General features: G+C 48.6%; 19 protein-coding genes. 13 read left to right on the forward strand and 6 right to left on the reverse strand.

The window, feature by feature from the left end; genetic code table 11:
• Positions 1 to 133 precede the first annotated feature (133 nt).
• Positions 134 to 1,546: an MFS transporter gene (locus QW71_RS08045; RefSeq protein WP_039295900.1), complete on the reverse strand. Its 1,413-nt coding sequence runs from the start codon at positions 1,544 to 1,546 to the stop codon at positions 134 to 136.
• Between the two features lie 218 nt (positions 1,547 to 1,764).
• Here QW71_RS08045 and QW71_RS08050 point away from each other — a divergent pair, with 218 nt between their 5' ends.
• From QW71_RS08050 to QW71_RS08060, 3 genes are all read left to right on the forward strand, one after another.
• Positions 1,765 to 2,124, forward strand: coding sequence for a helix-turn-helix transcriptional regulator (locus tag QW71_RS08050; protein WP_039295903.1), 360 nt, complete (start codon positions 1,765 to 1,767; stop codon positions 2,122 to 2,124).
• A 227-nt stretch (positions 2,125 to 2,351) separates the two neighbouring features.
• Positions 2,352 to 2,831, forward strand: a complete 480-nt coding sequence (gene rlmH / locus QW71_RS08055; RefSeq protein ID WP_039295905.1) for a 23S rRNA (pseudouridine(1915)-N(3))-methyltransferase RlmH — start codon at positions 2,352 to 2,354, stop codon at positions 2,829 to 2,831.
• Between the two features lie 428 nt (positions 2,832 to 3,259).
• Positions 3,260 to 5,191, forward strand: coding sequence for an AraC family transcriptional regulator (locus QW71_RS08060; RefSeq protein ID WP_039295909.1), 1,932 nt, complete (start codon positions 3,260 to 3,262; stop codon positions 5,189 to 5,191).
• A gap of 319 nt (positions 5,192 to 5,510) precedes the next feature.
• Here the strand turns inward: QW71_RS08060 and QW71_RS08065 are convergent, their stop codons facing one another.
• Complete coding sequence (locus tag QW71_RS08065) at positions 5,511 to 6,554, reverse strand: zinc-binding alcohol dehydrogenase family protein (RefSeq protein ID WP_039295912.1); 1,044 nt, start codon at positions 6,552 to 6,554, stop codon at positions 5,511 to 5,513.
• A 125-nt stretch (positions 6,555 to 6,679) separates the two neighbouring features.
• Here QW71_RS08065 and QW71_RS08070 point away from each other — a divergent pair, with 125 nt between their 5' ends.
• The 4 genes from QW71_RS08070 (at position 6,680) to QW71_RS08085 (ending at position 8,918) form a co-directional block, all read left to right on the forward strand.
• Entirely contained in the window at positions 6,680 to 7,057 is a 378-nt protein-coding gene (locus QW71_RS08070) for a helix-turn-helix domain-containing protein (RefSeq protein WP_039295914.1), read from the forward strand.
• A gap of 241 nt (positions 7,058 to 7,298) precedes the next feature.
• Complete coding sequence (locus QW71_RS08075; RefSeq protein WP_039295918.1) at positions 7,299 to 7,745, forward strand: hypothetical protein; 447 nt, start codon at positions 7,299 to 7,301, stop codon at positions 7,743 to 7,745.
• A 1-nt stretch (position 7,746) separates the two neighbouring features.
• Entirely contained in the window at positions 7,747 to 7,983 is a 237-nt protein-coding gene (locus tag QW71_RS08080; protein WP_039295921.1) for a helix-turn-helix transcriptional regulator, read from the forward strand.
• A 14-nt stretch (positions 7,984 to 7,997) separates the two neighbouring features.
• Positions 7,998 to 8,918, forward strand: a complete 921-nt coding sequence (locus QW71_RS08085; protein WP_039295924.1) for an NAD(P)-dependent alcohol dehydrogenase — start codon at positions 7,998 to 8,000, stop codon at positions 8,916 to 8,918.
• On the opposite strand, the gene QW71_RS08090 is transcribed toward QW71_RS08085, so the two are convergent.
• The 4 genes from QW71_RS08090 to QW71_RS08105 all read right to left on the reverse strand — a co-directional run bounded on the left by QW71_RS08090 (position 8,902) and on the right by QW71_RS08105 (position 14,743).
• On the reverse strand, positions 8,902 to 10,398 hold the full coding sequence (locus tag QW71_RS08090) for a glycoside hydrolase family 32 protein (RefSeq protein ID WP_083442472.1): 1,497 nt from the start codon (positions 10,396 to 10,398) through the stop codon (positions 8,902 to 8,904). The two genes, QW71_RS08085 and QW71_RS08090, sit on opposite strands and share 17 nt — an antisense overlap.
• Positions 10,399 to 10,542: 144 nt before the next feature.
• Positions 10,543 to 12,000, reverse strand: coding sequence for a glycoside hydrolase family 68 protein (locus tag QW71_RS08095; RefSeq protein ID WP_039295927.1), 1,458 nt, complete (start codon positions 11,998 to 12,000; stop codon positions 10,543 to 10,545).
• A gap of 285 nt (positions 12,001 to 12,285) precedes the next feature.
• Positions 12,286 to 13,137, reverse strand: a complete 852-nt coding sequence (locus QW71_RS08100; protein ID WP_039295930.1) for a PRD domain-containing protein — start codon at positions 13,135 to 13,137, stop codon at positions 12,286 to 12,288.
• Between the two features lies 1 nt (position 13,138).
• Positions 13,139 to 14,743, reverse strand: coding sequence for a PTS transporter subunit EIIC (locus tag QW71_RS08105; protein WP_052769928.1), 1,605 nt, complete (start codon positions 14,741 to 14,743; stop codon positions 13,139 to 13,141).
• 495 nt (positions 14,744 to 15,238) lie between these two features.
• On the opposite strand from QW71_RS08105, the gene QW71_RS08110 reads away from it, so the two are divergent.
• The 6 genes from QW71_RS08110 to QW71_RS08140 all read left to right on the forward strand — a co-directional run bounded on the left by QW71_RS08110 (position 15,239) and on the right by QW71_RS08140 (position 21,778).
• Positions 15,239 to 16,279 (forward strand): sugar phosphate nucleotidyltransferase, encoded by a 1,041-nt coding sequence (locus tag QW71_RS08110; protein WP_039295933.1) that lies wholly within the window; start codon positions 15,239 to 15,241, stop codon positions 16,277 to 16,279.
• A 121-nt stretch (positions 16,280 to 16,400) separates the two neighbouring features.
• The gene (locus QW71_RS08115) at positions 16,401 to 17,597 is read left to right on the forward strand and encodes a glycosyltransferase family 8 protein (RefSeq protein ID WP_039295935.1); all 1,197 of its coding nucleotides are present in this window, start codon (positions 16,401 to 16,403) and stop codon (positions 17,595 to 17,597) included.
• A 125-nt stretch (positions 17,598 to 17,722) separates the two neighbouring features.
• Positions 17,723 to 18,547, forward strand: coding sequence for a MerR family transcriptional regulator (locus QW71_RS08120; protein ID WP_039295938.1), 825 nt, complete (start codon positions 17,723 to 17,725; stop codon positions 18,545 to 18,547).
• A gap of 88 nt (positions 18,548 to 18,635) precedes the next feature.
• Positions 18,636 to 19,400 (forward strand): SDR family oxidoreductase, encoded by a 765-nt coding sequence (locus QW71_RS08125; RefSeq protein ID WP_039296213.1) that lies wholly within the window; start codon positions 18,636 to 18,638, stop codon positions 19,398 to 19,400.
• Positions 19,401 to 20,151: 751 nt separating this feature from the next.
• Positions 20,152 to 21,042, forward strand: a complete 891-nt coding sequence (locus tag QW71_RS36980) for an SDR family NAD(P)-dependent oxidoreductase (RefSeq protein ID WP_200905899.1) — start codon at positions 20,152 to 20,154, stop codon at positions 21,040 to 21,042.
• Positions 21,043 to 21,124: 82 nt separating this feature from the next.
• Positions 21,125 to 21,778: an NADPH-dependent F420 reductase gene (locus tag QW71_RS08140; protein ID WP_039295944.1), complete on the forward strand. Its 654-nt coding sequence runs from the start codon at positions 21,125 to 21,127 to the stop codon at positions 21,776 to 21,778.
• Positions 21,779 to 21,955 lie beyond the last annotated feature (177 nt).

Consider the following 21,955-nt stretch of genomic DNA (forward strand, 5'->3'; position numbering starts at 1 on the left):
CCCTGCAGCCGTGAAGGCTGCGGGGTGTTTTGGCGTCCCGGGTTCTGTGGGCAGAGATGAGGAACCATACGAAAGAATGCGGGCTAAGAGAGTAAAGGCAGAGTGCCTGCGGTAAAGAAATTGCGTAAGCTTTTTAGGCGTCTGCTGCTTCCGCCATTTCGGCCAGCGTGCTGCTCTGGCTGCTGCGCCCATATATAAAGGCTGATACAATCGCCACGATTGCCGCAATGGATAATCCCCAGTAGATGTTGGAGTAAGCTGTCTGGAGCGGTAGACCACGTTGCCATTCCAGAGCACTTGCGGCCATCGCCACGCTGAAGGCTCCGCTGAAGAACTGCAGCAGCTGGAACAGCCCCATTCCGGAGCCAATCTGCGAAGAAGGCAGAATGCGCGAGATTTCGTTCGATACGCTGCTGGACAGTACGGTGAACGAGAGACTCATAATCATATAGACGAGCATGACAGCAACCCACGACCGCCCGGCGAACAAGGCGAACAGTACGGTCGCGGCCAGTACCAGGAACGGTGCCAGGCGCAGAATTCCGGCATTGCCGTAGCGGTCAATGATCCGCCCCACGGTGCGGGAGACGAAGATCGCCAGCAGCGAGCCGGGGAAGATTACAAGTCCGGCATGGCTGGCGCTGAAGCCGAAGCGGTGAACCAGAATCTGCGGCAGCAGGAACAAGGTGGCGAAGCTGCACAGGTAGGAGGCGACACCCACCAGGGCGAGCACGAGATAGGACCGGTTACGGAACAGCGCCGGCATCACGAATGGATCAGGAGTGGTGCGGATGCGGCCGACAAACAAGATAATTGCTACAATTCCGGCGATCAGGGCAACCCACAGTCCGCTGGTCAGAAACAGCAGCAGACCGGTGGTGCCGACACCGAGGAAAACACCGCCCAGGATGTCGAAGGAGCCCCGGGTGGGAACTTCCTTAGGCAGCAGGTTCAGGAACAGCGGCACCAGGAGCAGAATAGCTGCGGTGACCGCGAACAGCCAGGTCCAGCCGAGATACTCGACAATGGAACCTCCGGCTACCGGCCCGAGTCCCAGACCCAGCGAGACGGCGGACATGATCGTTGCCATTGCTTTGCCGCGGCGGGCCTGCGGGACATAACGGGTGAACAGGACGAGCGATAAGGACATGACTGCGCCTGCCCCCGATGCCTGTAGAATGCGCACAATAAGCAGAAAAATAAAGTTAGTGCTGAAGAAACCGGCCACAGCAGCAAGCCCTAGCGTAAGCAGCCCGATAACCAGCAGCCGCCGGATCGGCAGGAAGTCAGAGAGCCGGCTGTATGTGATTGAGGCAATAGAGAACATGATGGAATATCCGGTAACAATCCAGGAGGCGGATGCTGCTGTGATGCCGAAGGTCTCGGTCACGTCAGGCAGCGCCAGATTGAACATCGCTGTATTCATAATGACGAGAACGACAGCAACGCTGAATAGCAGAGTCAGCAGTCCTTCGCGTGGAAGAGCCGCTTGCGGAGCAGCGGGTGAATCGTTTGTACTGTCCTCAGATGTATGTAATGAGGTCATTTAAGGGCCACTCCTTTGTTATTGGACTTGAATATGCAGCGCCAATTTATTTTATAGTTCGATTACTTACGAACAATTGAAATATAGCATGCACTGATGTAAAATGCAATTAGGAAATGAAATTTAACAGGATGCAGATCAGAAGATATAAATAGGAAGATATTATTTTAGAAGAAAAAAATTCAAGTACAATTCTGTACTCCGAAGGAGTCTTACTAATGAAGCAGCTCCATCATCCGGACCGTAACGATATTCAGCTTGCCTCTGTGCTGTATGCACTTAGCGATCCGGTCCGTTTATATGTAGTGTCAGAAATTCGCAAGCATGGCGCACAGGCCTGCAACTGCTTCAAGGTGCCGATTGCCAAGTCCACGCTGACCCATCATTCCCGGACACTGCGTGAAGCGGGCGTGGTGTATACGCAGGTGCAGGGCACGCAGCGTATTCTGTCTCTGCGGACAGAGGACCTGGACGAGCGGTTCCCCGGCCTGCTGGATTCGATACTTATGGCTTATGAAATGTCTGAGCCGGGTGAGGGATTTGGAGAGCAGGAGCAAGTGACGGAAGAGCAGGGGTAGAGGGAGCAGTAAGATAGCTGAAAGAGCTAGGAGACAGGAATAGTAAAGGCGGATTCCGGTTTATTTTTGCCCGGAAATGTGGTAGAACATAGAGGCTAACCTTAAGCAGAAAGGACGTAGCGGATACGTCCTTTTGCTGTTTATATAATGGAATAACGTTGATTGAGCGGCGGAATTTCAGCGAATGGTACAGGTGTATATAGAAGCGTAACCCACAGGAGGAAGACATGTTCATTCAGATTATCGGCGTAGGCAAATTGAAGGAAAAGTATTTGGTCAGCGGCATCGCAGAATATGCCAAGCGGCTGACGCCATACCTCAAGTTCCAGATGATTGAGGTGGCGGATGAGAAGGCACCTGACAACCTCAGCGATGCAGAGGTTGTTCAGGTGAAGGTGCGCGAGGGCGAGCGTATCCTCGCGCATATCAAGAGCGAGGCGCATGTTATTGCGCTCGCGATCGACGGCAAGCTCTGGAGCTCGGAAGAGCTTGCCGCCGAGATTGACCGGCTCGGCACCTACGGGACGAGCCATGTCGTCTTCGTCATCGGAGGCAGCCACGGGCTCTCCGATGAGGTGATGCGCCGCGCCCAGCAGCGCATGAGCTTCGGCCGCATGACGCTGCCCCATCAGCTCATGCGGCTGGTGCTGGTGGAGCAGGTTTACCGGGCGGTGAAGATCAATCGCGGTGAACCGTATCATAAATAAGGGCAAGTTTTCTGGAGAAAAGCTCGCAGGAGCCCGTATTTACAATATGCGGACCGTAGGAGTGGGGTAACTCACTCTCTTTGAAAACAATATGTAAACAGACTTATGCGAGCTTTTTTAATGTCTACACAATAATTGGATTTGAGTGTGGATGACTATTCCTATAATCGTTAGAGATCAAAGAAAGGGCCCTCACGATTCATTGATAGACGCTTGGACACTTCCGCACGTATGTTTGCGGGACAAGCGTCTTTTGCTTTTGGGACAGACTCCGGTAAAACAGCCGTATGCCTCGCTATTCGCATCCTTGTCTCATTCGGCAACACCTTGTTGACAGCGCTAGCCGTATTCGTTATTGTGTTTAGAAACATGATTCAATTGAGAATGATTATCTATTAGATAATTTAAAGGGAGCTTGCGAATCAGCTATGGACGTTCTGAGACTTATACAAATGTGGAACCAGGTGATTATGCGCGTGCTGGATGTGCGGCTAATGCAGACCGGAATCGACAACGATTTGAATCAATACCAATTGCCGGCAAGCGCGTTTTTATTCGCTTTCCAAGGACAAGGCGAGTTGTGGGTTGACGATGAGGTGTGGCTGTGCGATCGTTTTTATGTACTGCACGCCGGCAAAGGCTCTCAGGTGACGGTTCGGAGCCGAGAAGCGCTGAACGTATATATCGTACTCTACAAAGCGTCTCTCCCTGCTTCGGCCTCGCGCGAATTTCATATGATGGTGGAGGAATCTGACCCGTTTCTGGAAAGCTGGGGGTTCCCGCCTGGCGAGCCGCTGGCCATGCTCGAGCTGCTTCAAACGATACGAGACGGTTGGCTTAAATCTAACGATGGATTGACCCGGCTGTCGGCCAAGGGAGACTTTATCCGCTTCGTCCACGCTGTTCTGAGGGAGCGCCTGTTCGGAGCCGGCGAACCATCCTTATCGGAGCAAGTTATTCGGCATTTATCCCGGAATTACCGCCAGCCGATCTCGTTTGAGGAGCTTGCTCGGCAATTGAATTACAGCCAACAATACATTTCGCGAAAATGTAAAGAACAGACGGGGCTCAGTCCGCTGGACTACGTCATTCGTTTCCGAATGGAAGATGCGAAGGCTCTGCTGTCCGGCACGATAGCAACGCAACAGGAAATAGCATCACATGTCGGTTATCCCGACCTTATTTACTTCAGCCGCATGTTCAAAAAGTATGCTGGCATAACGCCGGGTCAATATCGTAAACGATACAGCCAGTTCGTTTCAGATTATGCAAGGAATATGTCACAATCGTCCGTTGTTCCAAGCCGGTCATTACGCTATCCTTTTCATGTGAGTGATATTGATTATCAATTTCAACAGGAAAGGGCGAATAAAATGACTAGATCAACCAGAAGTTTTTATGCAGTGATGCTGTTATGCTTGACCGTGATGTTAACGGCTTGCGGTGGGTCGGTGAACAACGGAGGCGCAACGAACAGCCAGGTTGCCGGCAGCCCTTCTCCAACCGTGATCGCGCAAGAGTCCGAGGCATTGACATCTTCGGAGACCAAGATCGTCAAGACTGCTTTCGGCGATGTCGAGGTTCCTGCACACCCTCAGCGCGTAGCGGCAATTTCTTATCTCGGAACCGTACTTGCGCTGGAAGTCCAGCCGATCGCAGCCGAATCGTTCTTGATGTCGAGTCCTTATCTCGAGGGAATGCTGGACGTCGTGACGGATGTAGGCGACTCGTCAGAGAAGCTGCTGGAGCTCAATCCGGATTTAATCATAACGCATAATCCACAGCCCGAGGTAGTCGAGAAATATCAGATGATCGCACCTACGGTATCTGTTCCTTACAATCAGTTTACATCCATTCAGGAAGAAATGATGTATTTCGGCGACTTGCTGGATAGACGCGAGGAAGCGGAGAAATGGAACGAACAATTCGAGAAGGAAATTGCAGACATTCGGGAGAAAGTCCAACAAGCCGTTCCCGAAGGAGAGACGCTTTCGATTATGCAAGAGTACGATGGAAACGTGAGCCTTTTTGGTCCGAAGTCGGGACGGGGCGGCCGGCTGATGTATGAAATAATGGGGCTGAAGCCGCCGACGACGGTTCCAGGATTTATGCTGAAGGAATCCTACTATGAATTTTCGCTGGAGAAACTTTCGGAGTACATGGGTGATTATTTGATTCTTACGACGGAAGCCAGTTTGGAATCGCTACAGGCTGATCCGATCTGGGGGTCGCTAGAGCCGGTTCGCAACAATCGGGTATTTATATGGACGGAGAACCAATCCTGGTACCGCGACCCGATCGCCGTGAAAAGACAAATCAACGAATTGACCGACTGGATCATCGAGGCAGCGAGTCGGTAACTGTCCAAAGTATGGATTGATCGAACAACGGTAATATAAAATCAGAACTTGTCGGTTGGAAAATTGTGATCGGTGTACAAGATGAAAGCTGAGGACTCAATAAGAGCCATCCCAATTTGGGATGGCTCTTAAAAATTGCCGTTACAGACAGCGCGGTGAACCGTATCACAAGTAAGGGCAATTTTTTTTGAAAGTCTTGGAATATTTTGTCTCGCCTGTATCATACCTTTGTACACAAAAAGGCCCCCTATTGGCAAGGGGCCTTATTCTTGTCTATGCCATTACCGCTTTTTGGGACCAAACGAGCCTTCTTCGTGTATTAGAAGTTTTCTAATACAATTTTTCCAATGGATCGTCCAGTTTCCAACTTCTCATGTGCCAAACGTAGGTTTGCTGCATTAATGGGTTCTAGTCGTTCATTTAGTGTAGTTTTTAATTTACCATCATCGATTAAGTCCGCCAGGCGATTCAGCAATTCGTGTTGTTTAATCATATCTCTGGTGTGAAACAAGGACCGTGTAAACATGAACTCCCATACAAACGTTACACTTTTAGAAAACAGCAAGTCCATTTTCAAGTTTCCTGCCCAGGTAGCCTTGTCTGTAGGAACGATACAGCAAATTTTACCTTGGGGGGTAATGGCGTCCGCCATATTCGATAGATGTTGTACAGTTTCATTCAAGCAGAAGATATAATCTACGGTATCTATACCGAATTCCTTGAGCTGAGGTAGAAAAGGGTTATTGTGGTTTATTATAAAATCCGCACCTAGACGTTTGACCCACTGAGTTGACTCTGGGCGCGAAGCAGTAGCGATGACAGTCAAACCTGCTAATTTGGCAAGCTGAATGGCAATCGATCCCACTCCTCCAGCTGCACCGATAATAAGTATACTTTTGTTTACATGTGCGTTTATGCTAATTCCTAAACGATCAAAAAGGCCCTCCCATGCAGTTATCGAGGTAAGCGGTAATGCGGCTGCGGCTGCGAAATCCAAACTTCTGGGCATATTTCCTGCAATTCGTTCATCCACCAAGTGAAATTCACTATTACTGCCTGGTCGAGACACACTTCCCGCATAATAGATTTTATCCCCAGGTTTAAACAATTGACAGTCAGGACCGACTTGTTCTACGATTCCGGCAGCATCCCAACCAAGAATCTTCGGTGATTCGGCTTCGTAGTTATGATTTTCGCGAACGCCTACGTCTGCAGGGTTGACAGAGATTGCTTTTACATTTACCAGCAAATCGCGGCCTGTAGGTTCCGGTTTATCCAAATGCAGATCAATAAGGCTTTCCGGATTGGATATTGGGAGGTATCGGTATGCGCCGACTGCTTTTATCTTTTGGTGAGTATTCATGATATCCATCCTCTCAAATAGGAAATGTTGTACAGTTGCATTGTAAATCAATTCGATTGCTTTAAGTAAGTACGCATATTTTTATGATATAGTATTAAAAATCAAACCGTTGGGGGGATAAGCTGATGGGAGACCGAAGAAACAAATATGGAGTGAATCCCGATATGCAAGCATGTCCGGTTGAAACAACACTGGATGTTATTGGTGGAAAATGGAAGGGGATCATTCTCTATCAGCTCATGGAAGGAACGAAAAGATTCAATGAATTTAGGCGCCTCAATCCGGGAATTACACAGTTTATGCTTACACTGCAGTTAAGAGAGCTTGAACGGGATGGCATTATTCATCGAGAAATATACAAAGAGGTTCCGCCAAAAGTAGAATACTCCCTTACTGATTTCGGAAGGACTTTGGAACCGGTCATTGTGTCTATGAAAGCATGGGGGGAGTCTTATAAAGTGCGGATTAATGAAAATCGAACGATACAAGGGGCGGAGAGTTAAAGGGACTAAATATACAATGCATGTTTTATAATTCAAAGGCCATCCCCATAGGGTGGCCTTAAAACTCGCCTCATCTATTAGCGCGGTGAACCGTATCATAAGTAGGGGCGAGTTTTAGTGGAAACTTCGTTTCCTTCGATTCCTTAGTCTCTTTTCATTTATTTTTGTATAATAAAGTTGACTTTATGTATAGTTTGGTATACATTGTGTTTAGTACACTTTACTAAAGGCGGTGTCATACATGACTTATCAAGAAAAGAAGAGCATCGTATCGCTAATCAGCACCATACTCATTTTTACAGTGTATTTGCTGTACAGGTACCCACAGTATCCCAATGAAGTGTTGGATTCAAAAGTAACCTTCCATTACTGGGGATCCTTCATTCTTGTATTGACCTTGGTTTCCATCGCGGCACATATCGTGATCAGCATTATTTTTAACATCATCTTCCGTATGACGACGGGTGAAAAGGAACCTGCATTCGCGGACGAACTGGATAAGCGCATCGACTTGTTGGCCTTCCGAAATTCATTTGCTATGTTTGTCAGTGGCTTTCTTCTGGCTATGGGCTCATTGGTTATAGACCAGCCTTTGAAGGTGATGTTCATCGTCCTAATCGTCGCTGGATTTCTTTCAGACGTAACCGGTTCAATATCGAGACTGTATTACTACAGGAGAGGAGTCTAAGATGGGCAAAGTTCTTGTTGGTAATTACATCAGAAAATTACGATTCAATCTTAATGAAATGACCCAGCAGCAGCTGGCCGACAAGGTAGGTGTAACCAGACAAACGATCGTAGCTCTTGAAAAAGGAAATTACTCCCCTTCACTGGAGTTGGCCTTTCGTATTGCTCGCGCCTTTAACTTGCCGCTCGAAGAGGTATTCTTTTACGGGGAAAATTCAGAGGAACCAAGAGGGAAATAGATAGGGGGTAAAGGATGAGAGCAATTGTATATGCCAAATACGGATCGCCTGATGTGCTTCATCTGAAGGAGCTAGAGAAACCTACACCGAAGGATAATGAAGTCCTTGTCAGAATCTATGCGGCAACGGTAACAGCGGGGGACTGGCGTATGCGAAAGGCCGACCCATTCCTTGCAAGATTGTACAATGGTCTCTTAAGGCCCAAAAAGGTAACGATATTGGGGTTTGAGTTAGCTGGGGAAGTTGAAGCCGCAGGCAAAGATGTAACACGCTTTAAGATCGGTGATCAAATATTTGCGTCTTGTGGTTTTGGCTTCGGTGCATATGCCGAGTATAAATGCCTGCCTGAAGATGGATTGGTGGTCATGAAACCGGTCAATGTGAGCTATGAGGAGGCTGCCGCTGTTCCCGTCGGGGGGATCACTGCGTTGAACTTTCTCAGGAAGGGGAATATCGCGAGTGGAATGAAGGTCCTTATTTATGGAGCCTCTGGAAGTGTGGGGACTTATGCGGTGCAGCTTGCCAAATATTACGGGGCAGATGTAACAGGGGTATGCAGTACTGCTAATCTTGAGATGGTAAGATCTATAGGAGCCGATCGGGTCATAGATTATACGAAACAGGATTTCATGGCGCTTGAAGAAAGCTATGATTTAATCTTTGATGCCGTTGGGAAAACAATATCTAAAATCAAAAAATCGGCATTCAAAAAAGCATTACGTACGAACGGGAAATATATGAGTGTGCATATGTCACAAAAGCCTCGCGTTGAAGATCTTATCTTCCTACAAGAGCAACTTGAAGCCGGTAACATTAAGCCAGTTATCGATAGACGCTATTCGCTGGAACAAATTCCTGATGCCCATCGTTATGTTGAACAAAAACATAAAAAGGGGAATGTCGTCATTACTATTCTTCTTAGTGGAAGTGCTTAATTACAATATTTCTAAAAATCGCTGTGCCGCCTTCGGAGAATAGGGTGATTCCTTGATCGTTTAATTCAGGGAAAATGAGACTGGAATACACGAGGGTTCCATCATCAATAAAGACTTCGATGCTCGTTTTATCGACAAAAATCTTCAGATGAACCTTCTTCTTGCTTACATCGAAGGGGGATGTGCTTTCCAGATATTTACCGCTCTTGTCGGGGTTCCCTGTATAAGTCCGATTGACGTAAGTGTACCCGCCTTCTACAAAAACTCCGACATCCGCATGACGGCTTTTATCGGCTGATTCCCGAAGTTTAAATCCCGCATTCTTGATCTCGGACCAAGTGATATCGGCGTCAAGCACGTACGAGCTTCCTGTGAAAGGAAGAGTTTCAGAGCCATTTACCTCGATTTGTTTATATGAATTTGTTGAATCTGCCGCTTGACTTAAGGCTGCAAGGGGTTGTGAAACAAGATGATAAGTACCATCGCCTGCCTGTTTCAGTTCAATTTGACGGACAATCGAGTCCAATCCGTTAAAGCCTTCCTGCAGTGTCGGCGTATTATGGGGATACTCCCAATTGTTCATCCAAGCTAAAGCGTAACGATGATTGGCGGTATCGCTGCGAGTCCCATCTTCAAAGGTTACGGCACCATACCAATCAAAGCCGTAATCCAGCCACTGTGGCTCCTGGACATCGGGGAGAAATGCCTTTCCGTTAAAGTCTCCGGTCCAGTAGGCGTAGGTGTTTGGCTTTCCCGATGATTTCCCGTTGGCGCTGATGCCAAGCACCCATTTATAGGTCCCATCGTCGGCACGCATCCGGTACAGATCGGGACATTCCACAATTCCGATATTCTCCGTTGCAAAACCGCTTGTATAGTGCCAATCTTTTAAGTTGGGAGATTCATAAAACCCTATTTTTGTGCCTTCCGCCAAGGTCATGATCCATTTGCGGGAGAAGTCATCCCAGATGATTTTGGCGTCTCTAAAATCGGTTGTTCCCGGATTCGGCAGAACGGGATCGTTGCTATAAGCTTTAAATGTTTGTCCCCGGTCGGTACTATACCATAGATATTGCTCCTGCCCGTCTTTGGCGGAGGGCTCAGTCACAATCGCGACAAGGGCACCTTTTCCAAAACCTGCGGTACCTGTCTCGTCCACAATGACCGACCCTGACCAGGGATCGCCATTTGGATTCGTATATTTAGGGATGGCGATCCCTTCATCTTTCCAATGTACCAGATCCGCAGATGTCGCATGCCGCCATTCGGTGCCATTCCCAGTGGGATAATCACGGTTATAAAGATAATAGTAATGGTATGCGCCATCGAAATATATCGGCCTTTGAGGATCGTTTTTCCACTTGTCGGGCACTGTGAAATGATAGTTGGCCCGATAGGTCGGATTTTGATGGGAAACGGAGACTTCCTTCGGGTTTTGGTCCCTTCCGGAATAATAAGCCGCTAATCCTATAGTGATCATAAAGCTTAAACAAATGGTGCATAAAAGGAATTGCCGCTTTAATGCGCTCTTATTTGTGTTCAAGAGAATACCTCACTTTGAATAAGAAAGAAATGCCAATGTAAAATTGACATTTTCTTTCATGAATATGGGAGAGTCTACCGGTTAGTTAACTGTCAATTGTCCTTGTTCAAGGACGCTGTCTTTGACAACCGAAGTTTTCGAGCCTTTAATGTTCACGACGAAACTTGGAGCAAAAGTGGAATGCTGGTCAGCATATAACCCTCTGTTCGTCATATAGCTGGTGATAACCACATTATTTCCTTCCGCCTGCGGGATCGCGAAGTGAGAGTAAGTCCAGGTAAGCTCATTAGGATTAAGGTCCATGTGCAGTACAAGTCCACTGCCGTTCAATGGTTTGTAAGGCCCGGTCAATGAATCCGCCACATATCCCAGCATGTATACATCTTTATCGCCGATTCCATCAATGGTCATTTTGGAGCCTCTGGAATCCGTGAACAAATACCATTTGCCATTCAGTTCAAATACGTTCGCGCGTTCGATTTCATCCGTTATGGTATTGGAGGCAATGAGCGGCTTCATCACTGTTTTCAGCGTGTAGTCATCATTTAACTCAATAATACCCAGTGAGCCGTTCGCTAATGTTGCGAGAGATTTCTTAGGGCCGAACAACAATTTATTATTTTCAGCTTCGAAGAAGGGTTTATTTCCTTCATAGTAGGATCTGTTGTATAGCGATTCTTCTCCTTGGTAACCCGTTTCCGTTCCGGTATTTGATTCGAAAACAAGGTATTTATGACCGTTTTCTTCAACATAGTGAGGGTCTCTTAGCGTGTGGTTATCCGCATAGTCGCCTGCACCGAATGCCTGCTCCACATTTTGGTAGATTTTGCCGTCTCCGTCAAAGATCGATTTAAAATCTTCCACGCCATCCACTTTCAGCGTATCCCCGTCCGGCTTGGACAAATTAACTTGAGCTGTCGTCAAGGTTTGCTTGCCAAAAAATCCGTGTGCCGGATCCCAGCCTTGGCGGTTGGTGTAGAACAAGCGGACATCGCCATCCTTCGTCAAGGTTGCGGAACCGGACCATTCTTCGGCTTGATTGTTCAGAATCGGGTCGTTTGGAACGTATTTATCGCTATCCTTAAATACTCTGCCGGCATTTTTCCAGCTATCAATCGAGGTGTCGCCCACTTTTTGATAGAACATGTATATGAATGTGTCCCATCCTTTTTTAGGATCTCCCGCCAAAGCAAACACGATATGGTAGCCATTATATTCGGCGACTGTTCCGTCCGCGTTTTGCAGCGGCCAGCTGTCCCAAACATCAAGATCAATTGCGTTACCCCACTGGTCAACACCTTTTGCAGAAGGGATGTTTTTGATGGTGGAAGCATTGAACGGAGTGACTTGAAACTGCTCGCTCTTTTGTTGCTCCGGTATTTTCAGCATGTCAGAGCGGGTAATGTGGGAGAAGCCATAGCTCTCTTTGTAATCCTTACTGTCATTTCCTTTTGCAAAAGCTGAAGCCCCGCCACCTGCAAGCAATGCTGTTGTAAAGGTTACTGCTACTGCTTTTCTAACAATCTTGTTGATAGTCATACTCCCTGTCTCCTTTTCTGGTTCAAATGTAATTGTTCCGCTTTAACAGAAAAAAGACCTAAAAATTCCAGTGGGGACACATAATCGTATCCATCCCCAAAAGGATTTTTAGGTCTTGCCTGCTTAACAGTAACAATCCCGACATATTTTGTTGTCGCGTTAATTCTATAATTTTATAACGGATAAAGGCTATAGACTAAAACTCCTGTTTTGAAGGGTTAAAAAAGACCCATTTTTTGTTGTTTTTAACTAATATCAAGGGGCTAAAGACCCGCAAAACCAAAATTACAATATATTACCATCCTTAGACCGGGTGTTTATCCGGTCGATTTCCAGGGTGATAAATACCAGCTGACTGTCGATGAGCGTATATCCATAATCTTCTTCCACCTGATCGCCAACCACTTTGGCCTGCGAGTAAGTCCGGGCATAGCGCTCCTTGGCAATTCGTACAATTTCCGGATTTAACTCGTTGAGAAGCTTGCCAGTTTCATCGGATTGCAGGATATTTTCGAGCTGGGTCACCAGACGCTCGTAGTTGGCAGAGCCCCGTTCGAGCGGGATGCCGGCGGCCTGTTCCATACCTTCGGCAATATCCCGGATCATGGCCGCCATTTCGGCATCCGTTCCGCGGGCCCCTGTGTTTTTCCAGGCAGTATGGATATGCATGGCGATATATCCTACCTCGTCATCGGGAATATCGACCTGCAATTTGTCACTAATGATACTCTTGGCATGAAGTCCAATCTGGAACTCTCTCGGATATAAAATGCGGATTTCAGCCAGCAGCGTGTTCTGGATCACCGTTCCCTTACCGATCCGCTCCAAAGCGAATGAGAGATGATCCGTAAGCGCAATATGAATATGCTCCTTAAACGTCACTTCCAGTTCACGTTCTGCATACGAAATAATTTGCTCGGACACCGCAATCTCCTCTTCGGGCAATGTCCGCAGCATTTCCTGCAAATGGCCGTATTGATCCGGGTCGTCCATGATGAACACTTTCTCGATTAGGGACGGATCAATAATATCGTTTTTCCTTTTCTGAAAAGCAATACCGGATCCCATGACAATCTTTTCCACTCCGAGGTCGTTTACCACAACCGCGTTATTGTTCAGAATTTTTTTGATTTTCATGTTATTCTCCTATGCTTTTTTGTTCCTTAAGAAACGGTTTGTCTACACCAAGGATCCAGGTAACCATAAAGGCTGTTGCGGCTGCCAGTAGAAAACCGATCATATAATGGATAAGATTCATCTGCCCGAGCTGGACGATAAAGGCGATCATCGGAATCCCGGTTAAGCCAAACGAGTCAGCCACCACCTGATGATAGGCTACATAAGCCCCTCCTGCGGCGCCTCCCGCCGCCGCTCCTAGGAAGGGATGGCCAAGCTTCAGGTTGACGCCGAAGGTGACCGGTTCGGTGATGCCGAAAAAGGCGATGATCGAGGCGGGCAGCGCTATTTTTTTCAAAGCCTTGTCCCGGGTTCTGGCATACACGGCCAGTCCGGCCGCACCCTGCGCGATATTCGCCATGGACCAAATGGGGAGCAGAAAATTAACACCGATGTCCGGATTGGTAATAAGTCCGACTTCAATAGCCTGAATGCCGTGATGCAGCCCACTCACGACGATAAAGCTGTAGATTCCCCCAAGCAGCAGCCCGAAAACCGTACTGCCGTATCTGAACACCGCTTCTAGCAAGCTGCTAAGAGAGCTGCTCAGTTCAGAGGCGAGCGGTCCGATGACCAGAATGGCAATACTGCCCCCAACGACAAGGCTTAGAAAGGGAATCAGCATAACAGCAGCCGGCGTCGAAATAATTCGGCGCAGCCCCTTCTCAATTAGAGACAAAAGAAGTACCGCAAGAATCGTTGGAATCACGGTTCCCTGATACCCGAACTGCGGCGCGATCATTAAATCTGTAGAACTTATTGGTGCTCCGCCGAAGCCGGCGACCCGTAGAAGATCAGGACGGGTCATGACAATGCCAATTGCGGCGCCGAGCGGCGGAGTGCCCCCAAACCGCTTGGCCGTGTGATAACCGAACATCACGGCAATTATCTGAAACGCCGATCCAGTCAACAAGGACATGGTTCGGAACCAGACACTGTCCTGCGGTGCCCAGTCGAAGGCCTCCATCATGCTGAGCAGGCCCAGCAGCAGGCCGACCCCGACAAAAAGCGGAATCATGGGCACGACAATATCGGAAAAAAAGCTGGCCGCATCGACAAACGGTCTTAACACGCCCTGCTTTGCCAGGCCTTTCGTCTTGGACGACGAACAATCGGTGCCGGCCACCGGCATCGATTGTCTCCGTTTCCGTACTTCCGGCAAGAAAGGAAATAGAGTCCGCACGGACCCGGCAGTACTGTCCGGGCTTATCGGTTCAAACGGCCGGGTTGGCTGTTCCTCTTCCTGCTGATTTGGCCCGCCGTCTTGAAGGATGCGGACAACCTGCCGGTGTACCTTGAAGACGTTGGCCGATCCCAGTATAATTTGCAGTTGTTCGGTTCGAAAGAATACGCCCTGAACCTCCTGCATGCCGGAAATGCCGGCTTCATCCACTCGGGAACTGTCCCGCAGTCTAAGGCGAAGCCGGGTTGTGCAGTGAATGGCTTCCGACACATTGTCGGCTCCTCCGGACAGCCCAATCAGACGTACAGCCAATTCCCTTGCCGAGCTGCGGATCTCCTTCGCGATCTTTTCATCCTGTTCCGGGCGGATACTCTCTTGCGGCATTCCAGCTCCTCCCAACCATTTTGCTCAGCGGCTATAATTCAACCTGCGGGGGCATCTCTTATACATATAAAAAAGACCTTAAATAGGATCAAGTACCATACCCCCGGTTTAAGATCGGTCGAACATGACTCTTCTCAGGCCTTTGTCTGCCTCAAAAAGTAACAACTCCGTAATATCTGGCTGTAATCCTATTGTGACAATGATCGATTCTAAAATCAATGGTCAGGAATTACCACCTTATCTGAGAAAAAGCAGGTATTCCGCCTTAGTTAGGAACGATTCAGCCTGGGATGGCTTGCCTGGATCAGAGAAGTCAACGAACTTATATCTTCCAAATCATAGTTTAATAGGTTATTGCTGCTTAATATATACCCAAGCTCTCTCATAGCTTGTGCATAAAATATATAATAGCTCATTTGCAACTATATAAGCTGAACTTAAGAATGATGGCGATAGTCTCGCAGTTTGCAAATTTAATGAGTAGGGGGAACGTTTATGAAAGGACTAATCTTGTGCGCTGGCCGGGGGACGAGACTGCAGCCTTCGACTTATACCAAACCAAAGTGCATGCTGCCTGTTAACGGGGAGTATATTCTTGTCTCAATCATTAACAAACTCGTTGCGGCCGGAATTACCGATATTGGAATCGTAGTGAACCCTTCGCAAGGAGAGATCCAAGAAATGATTGGGGATGGGGAGCGGTGGAACGCCTCCTTAACCTTTCTGCTGCAAAAAGAAGCTAAGGGACTGGCGGATGCGGTCAAAAGCGCGCAGCCTTTTGTGGAGGATTCCTCTTTTTTATTGATGCTTGGCGATAATTTGTATGAAGGTGATCTAGAGCCATTGATCCGATCACTGGCTGCAGATCAATCTGCAGCTTCGATACTGCTTCAGCGGGTCAAGGAGCCCCGTCAATTCGGTATTGCCGTGATTGAAGAGGGGAAGATCGTCCATTTGGAAGAGAAACCCCGTGACCCGAAATCGAATTTGGCTATTGTCGGCGTTTATGCTTTGACTGCAGCCATCTGGCCGGCCATTGAGAAGCTTACACCTTCACCACGGGGGGAATACGAGCTAACGGATGCCATTCAAGGGGTGATTTCAGAAGGCGGGCATATTGCGTACAGCATAGCGACCGCCCCCTTTTTTGATATCGGAACCCATGAACGCTGGCTTGAGGCGAATCGGTACAAGATGGACCATGATCCTAAGAACGTCTTGATGCCGTCCTGTAATAACACCTCGGTTCAGTGGATCCCTCCGGTTAGGGTCGATCCGACCGCCCGTATAATGAACAGTATCATTGGACCTCATGTGTATATTGGTCCGAATAGCGTCGTCGAACATTGCATTCTAACCAATAGCATTTTGACGGATCAGGTGTGGTTGTCTCATGTTCATGCGGAGGGGAGTGTTTTTGGATCAAATGTTCATCTGATTGAACAAGAAATTCAGGAGCAGCCTGCCCGTCATATTCTGGGAGATCGTGCAACGGTTACAAGAATCCATCCTGACTTGCAGAATGATTCACAATAAAATCGGATCCGTACTGGGGATTAGTCCAATCCATTCACTGGGGTCATCACATACACTTGGAGTAGTCTAATGCATAAGGCGGCTACACAAAAATACTTTTAAGGGTAGGTGATCCTTGAAAATGATTGAGTTGGTTTTGACGATCAACGATAAAGACGGGAGCTACACGGAGCATGCGGGTGTTGTTCTGGCATCCATTTTTTCCAATACCCAGCAAACGATTAATGTGCACATTGTGCATGATGATTCCTTAAGTGAAGAAAACAAGGGTAAACTCAGCCAGTTGGTGGATCTATTTCACCACAACATCTTTTTTTATCATATTACAATTCCTGAGGATATGTATGAAATTGCTTCCGGCGTGCACAAGATCGACTATTGGACAATAGCTAGTATGTACCGTTTGTTGCTTCCGTTATTTATTCAGACCGACAGGGTTATTTATATGGACTGCGACATTTTGGTCAATATGGATATTAACGAATTGTGGAGCATCGACCTGGGAGAACGGTATTTGGGCGCAGTGCTGGATCAAGGCCAAAATTTGCTGGAGTACTTTACTTCACTTGGCCTTAGTGCGGAGCTGTATTTTAACTCAGGGGTAATTCTGTTTCATCTGGACAATATCCGCAATAAACAGACCTGGTATGAAGAAATGCTCCATTTCTTGCGCTGCTATCCAACGATGACCATGCCTGATCAGGATGTTCTGAATTCTGTTTATAGCTCCAACTATTTGCAAATGGATCAGCGCTTTAATACGTTCGCGCATGCTGAACTCGAGTTAGAGAACAAAATTATTCACTTCGCCGGGGACAACAAATGGTGGGATATTAATTCACCCGCAGCACCGCTATACGCTAAATTCCTTGCCATGACCCCGTGGGCTAGAGAACTTGCATCAGAGCCGGTTTACGAGCCGAAGCAGGCCAATATCCCGCCTGAGCCACCCGCAGAAATTCAGCCTGTAGCAATACAGCTACCGGAAAACCCGGTCGCTGAAGGGGTAGCCCCGGCCCCGCAGAACATTCGCGTAAAGCCGCACAGATGGAAACGCCGCAGATCGTTACGGTTACGGATAAGACGTGGATTGAGACTGAGACGTAGACTGAGATTGAGACTGAGAAAGAAAAGAATGATCCGCGCCAAATACCGTTCTATAAAGCGGTTAGAACTGATCAAGCGTCTACATGTAAAGAAGAAAAAAGCATTGCAAATGAGAAAGAAGAAACTGCAGCTGGTCAAAAAAAAGAGTAAACATGTGATGAAAAAGGTACCTCTGAAAAAAAGCAGATACCATTTGAAGCGTACCTCATAAGGGTCTAGGAGAGCGATCCGCCCGGTGATCCGGATGGATTGGTAGGCAAAGCAGCGGCAAATTGATATAATACCGAATAAATAAGGGTACAGTGCCACGAAAAATTTCCGAAAAGGGGTATCTGTATGTTCAAGATTGGGGCGTTCGCCAAACAGAGCGGCTTGACGGTGAAGACGCTGCGTCACTATGATGAACTCGGCTTGTTAAAGCCTGCGCGAGTAGACGAAGAATCGGGATATCGTTTTTATTCAGCGGAGCAGCTATTGACCACCCGTCGAATTGCGGGATTCAAAGAGCAGGGCTTGACACTCGAGATGATGCGGCCGCTGCTGACCGGACCGACCTCTCTCACTCAAGCTGAGCGTTCGTTGCTTGAGAAGCGGAAGGAGCTGGAACGCCAGATACAAGAGGCTCAGCAGCAACTTGCGGAGGTCGATGAGCGACTCTTGCGGATCGGACGGCAAGCAGATGCTGCAGAGGAAGGGGAATTCTCCCTTCGAAGCGTGGAGTCGGTTCTCGTCGCTTCCGTCCGCGAGACTTTGCCGAAAGACCAATTATGTCTGCTGCTCGACGAACTGAAGCAGTATGTCAGCTCACATGGCGAAGAGTCGGATCGTGAGATGACAATCGTGTGGCACAGGAGAGCTGCTTGCAACGAAGAGCCTTCGGACATTGAGGTTGCTATTCCTGTCTCGAAACCGATCCCTGACAGCCAAAGGGTGAAGATTCATCAATTACCCGGTGTGAAGGAAGCGGCCTCTTATATCCATCGATGCGACCCGTATAAAGACAATTGCAAGGCGAGTGAGACGCTGCGGGCATGGATCGCTGACGAGGGCTACCGGCCACTTGAGACGATTCCGGTCCGTGAGATTTATTTGACGTCGGACAAAGATATCTACGGCCAATTGCGAATGGCGGAAGCGATCGTACCGGTTGAAAGGATCTGAAAAATTTCGAAACCACTCTTGACTCTCCCCTCGTGGGGAGGGTTTATCATGGCATCAACTAAATGATAAGGAGTGGATCTACATGAGTATAAAACGTTTAGAAGGCCGAATCGCAGTCGTAACAGGAGCCAGCCGAGGGATCGGGAGAGGGATTGCGCTTCGTCTCGCCGCTGAAGGTGCGCTCGTCGCCGTACATTACGGAACACGGCGGGATTCGGCTGAGGAGACGGTCTCCGCGATTGAAGCTGCGGGCGGCATAGCTTTCGCCGTTGGCGCCGAGTTGAATTCCCTGGACGGAGTCAATCGACTCCTTCAGATCTTGGATGAGGAACTCATCCGCAGGACAGGCGTCAACCAATTCGATATTTTGGTCAACAATGCCGGAATCGGGACATCCTCTTCATTTGAAGAGACGAGCGAAGAGGACTTCGATCGGCTGTTCGCGATCAACGTTAAGGCGCCGTTTTTTCTTGTCCAACAATCGCTCGGACGCGTGCGGAACGGCGGTCGCATTATCAATATCTCATCCGGAGTGACAAGAATTGCCTATCCGCATATTATGGCCTACAACCTGACCAAAGGCGCCCTCAATACATTTACCTTGCACCTAGCCCAGCTTCTGGGTCCGCGGGGTATCACCGTGAATGCTGTCATGCCTGGCATCGTCGATACAGACGTTAACGCGTCGTGGCTGCATACGCCCGAAGGTCGAAAATATGCCGAAGGAATGTCCGCGCTTGGACGTGTGGGCGAGCCAACGGATATCGCAGATATCGTCGCGTTTGCGGCATCGCCAGACGGTCGATGGGTAACGGGACAGATGCTCGATGCGACGGGTGGGTCGCATTTATAACTTGCCGTTACAGACAGCGCGGAGAACCGTATCATAAGTAGGGCGAAATTTTCAAAGAGATAAAGAGAGAACGAATAGTGATCACTCACACGAATTCTTTTAATAGCAACCAGATGAAAATGGGATATGGTGTTTCGCAAATATGTAATATGAAAAAGTTTGTAGCTGTAATCGCCAGTAATGGCCGCATAATATTATTTTTTCAGAAAAATAACATCTTCTGCTTGCCAGAGGCCGCTGCATTTCCTGCAGCGGCCTCATTAACTTTTCAGCAAATACGGCTGTTCGTGCGAACCTAGCAGCGCTGATTTACGAAAGCATGGCTTATGAACATGCCATAGTACCTGCCCTTGTTTTTAGCTACCGCAGCCTGCGGCCTGTTCCAGAAAGATCATCTTGCCCTGGAATATCCCTCTGTCCCTCCAAGCCCAACCAGAAAAAGCGTACGGATTTTGGGGATGCTCTACGAATCTGTGCAGCAATGGCATTCAGCTTTCCGTCTTAGCTGGCTATGACGTCATTACTACCGCATCGTCAATTAATAACGTAATGATTGTTATGATATTGACATTTAGTACGCAATTGTATAGTATAAAATTACGTAATGATCATTATGATATTAATTAAACACCAGTGAGACTATCAGGCTGTGCCTTATTCTGTGCAGCGAAGCGCTCGGGCATCGGTACGTTAATGCTAGGCCGCTGAAGAGCAAAACATATAACAAATACGAAAGTAAAGGAGCAAATATATGACTAGTAAATTTAATGCAAAGTCAACTGCCGATCAGGTGCTTTCCGGCGTAGATCTCAAGGGGAAACGATTTCTCATTACGGGTGTTTCATCAGGCATTGGCCTCGAAACTACCCGATCACTGGTCGCTCACGGCGCCAGCGTCGTTGGCACGGTTAGAGACCTTGTCAAAGCGGAGTCGTCCACGGCATCGGCCCTTAACGCTGCGGTTCAAGGAGGCGGCAGCCTGGAATTGATCGAACTTGATCTCGCATCCCTGCAAAACGTTCGCTCCTGCGCGGATAAGCTGTTGGCGATCGGCCAGCGGTTCGACGTCATTATCGCCAACGCCGGCGTCATGGCAACCCCGTTCGGCCGGACGGCCGACGGCTTCGAAGTCCAGTTTGGGACGAATTATCTTGGCCATTTCGCTTTGATCAATCGGATCGAGTCACTGCTCGCCGATAACGGACGATTGATTGTGCTGTCTTCCCAAGCTCATCGTGCCGCTGATATTGATCTGGATGACCCGAATTTTGAGCATCAGGAATACGACCCGTTTGTTGCCTATGGCCGATCGAAAACGGCTACTTCTCTCTTTGCAGTGGAATTTGATAAACGGCATCGTAACCGTGGTATCCGGGCAGCCTCGGTGATGCCCGGGAATAGTCCTACCGATCTCCCGCGCCATTTCTCGCAGGAAGACATGGAGGGTCTGTTCGAGAACGTTGCCCAAGCCCGCGCTGAGGCGGCCTTCCGGCAGCGGAGCTCAAAGAAATTCCACAGGCAGCGGCTACGTCGGTTTGGGCTGCAGTCGTGGCTGACAAAGACGAAATCAGCGGACGTTACCTTGAAGATTGCGCAGTCGCACCGGTTGATGACACCCCAAACCCGTTTGCCGATGGCGTAAGATCGTATGCGCTTGACGTTAACAAAGCCGAGCAGCTTTGGGCAAAAAGCGAGGAATTGATAAGCGCCAAAGGTGCGAATTTATGACCGTGATCGGCATCATTGGCGCGGGCGAAGTCGGCAGCCAGATCGCGCGTGCGGCGATCACGAACGGGTATGAGGTCGTCATTGCCAATTCGCGGGGACCCGAGACGTTGAAGGGCCTCATTGATGAGCTTGGCCCGTCAGCACGTGCTGCAACAGCGGCCGGCGCTGCCGAGGCTGGAGACTTCGTCGTCGTAGCCGTCCCCCTCAAGCTGGTCAACGACATGCCTGTGGAGCAGCTCGCGGGCAAGATCGTGCTTGACACGAACAACTACATGCCTTGGCGTGACGGACATTTTCCCATGATCGACTCGGGTGAGATGACCGTTCATGAGCTTCGTCAGAAGCAGCTTCCTGCCTCGAAGGTGGCGAAGGCCTTTACCCACATCCAGGCCCCCCGCCTCTTCATTTCGAGTAGACCCGCTGGCGACCCTAACCGCCACGCGTTGTCGGTCTCGAGCAACTTTCCTGAAGCCATCGAACTCGTAACGCGGCTGTACGACCAGTTCGGTTTCGATACGGTCGACAACAGTCCGCTGAGCGAGTCATGGCGCAGCGGACCCGGCCAGCCCGCTTGGATAGCGCACGCGCACCAGACCCGTGCTGAGCTGGCCGCCAATCTCGCAAGGGCGAAACGGATCATCTTGAAGTGAGTTTGCTAATAGGGGATAGATTATTGAAGACCATTGCTATAATTGACTTTTGGCAGGTATGGATTCCGTATTGCTATGGTTTCAAGAACACAAGAGAAGCTGGATCAATATGCTTTAGAGTTAAGTGAGCTGGGTATTGAAGCTAGAGGGTTTGCTGCTGATATTACAAGCGAAATG

This window comes from Paenibacillus sp. IHB B 3415, from assembly GCF_000802655.2.
Classification (GTDB): domain Bacteria; phylum Bacillota; class Bacilli; order Paenibacillales; family Paenibacillaceae; genus Paenibacillus_AQ; species Paenibacillus_AQ phytohabitans.

Excerpts from the sequence above, each read along its gene's own strand:
- QW71_RS08045 (WP_039295900.1), bottom strand. The coding sequence starts at position 1,546 with ATGACCTCATTACATACATCTGAGGACAGTACAAACGATTCACCCGCT.
- QW71_RS08050 (WP_039295903.1), top strand. The coding sequence starts at position 1,765 with ATGAAGCAGCTCCATCATCCGGACCGTAACGATATTCAGCTTGCCTCT.
- rlmH (WP_039295905.1), top strand. The coding sequence starts at position 2,352 with ATGTTCATTCAGATTATCGGCGTAGGCAAATTGAAGGAAAAGTATTTG.
- QW71_RS08060 (WP_039295909.1), top strand. The coding sequence starts at position 3,260 with ATGGACGTTCTGAGACTTATACAAATGTGGAACCAGGTGATTATGCGC.
- QW71_RS08065 (WP_039295912.1), bottom strand. The coding sequence starts at position 6,554 with ATGAATACTCACCAAAAGATAAAAGCAGTCGGCGCATACCGATACCTC.
- QW71_RS08070 (WP_039295914.1), top strand. The coding sequence starts at position 6,680 with ATGGGAGACCGAAGAAACAAATATGGAGTGAATCCCGATATGCAAGCA.
- QW71_RS08075 (WP_039295918.1), top strand. The coding sequence starts at position 7,299 with ATGACTTATCAAGAAAAGAAGAGCATCGTATCGCTAATCAGCACCATA.
- QW71_RS08080 (WP_039295921.1), top strand. The coding sequence starts at position 7,747 with ATGGGCAAAGTTCTTGTTGGTAATTACATCAGAAAATTACGATTCAAT.
- QW71_RS08085 (WP_039295924.1), top strand. The coding sequence starts at position 7,998 with ATGAGAGCAATTGTATATGCCAAATACGGATCGCCTGATGTGCTTCAT.
- QW71_RS08090 (WP_083442472.1), bottom strand. The coding sequence starts at position 10,398 with ATGATCACTATAGGATTAGCGGCTTATTATTCCGGAAGGGACCAAAAC.
- QW71_RS08095 (WP_039295927.1), bottom strand. The coding sequence starts at position 12,000 with ATGACTATCAACAAGATTGTTAGAAAAGCAGTAGCAGTAACCTTTACA.
- QW71_RS08100 (WP_039295930.1), bottom strand. The coding sequence starts at position 13,137 with ATGAAAATCAAAAAAATTCTGAACAATAACGCGGTTGTGGTAAACGAC.
- QW71_RS08105 (WP_052769928.1), bottom strand. The coding sequence starts at position 14,743 with ATGCCGCAAGAGAGTATCCGCCCGGAACAGGATGAAAAGATCGCGAAG.
- QW71_RS08110 (WP_039295933.1), top strand. The coding sequence starts at position 15,239 with ATGAAAGGACTAATCTTGTGCGCTGGCCGGGGGACGAGACTGCAGCCT.
- QW71_RS08115 (WP_039295935.1), top strand. The coding sequence starts at position 16,401 with ATGATTGAGTTGGTTTTGACGATCAACGATAAAGACGGGAGCTACACG.
- QW71_RS08120 (WP_039295938.1), top strand. The coding sequence starts at position 17,723 with ATGTTCAAGATTGGGGCGTTCGCCAAACAGAGCGGCTTGACGGTGAAG.
- QW71_RS36980 (WP_200905899.1), top strand. The coding sequence starts at position 20,152 with ATGACTAGTAAATTTAATGCAAAGTCAACTGCCGATCAGGTGCTTTCC.
- QW71_RS08140 (WP_039295944.1), top strand. The coding sequence starts at position 21,125 with ATGACCGTGATCGGCATCATTGGCGCGGGCGAAGTCGGCAGCCAGATC.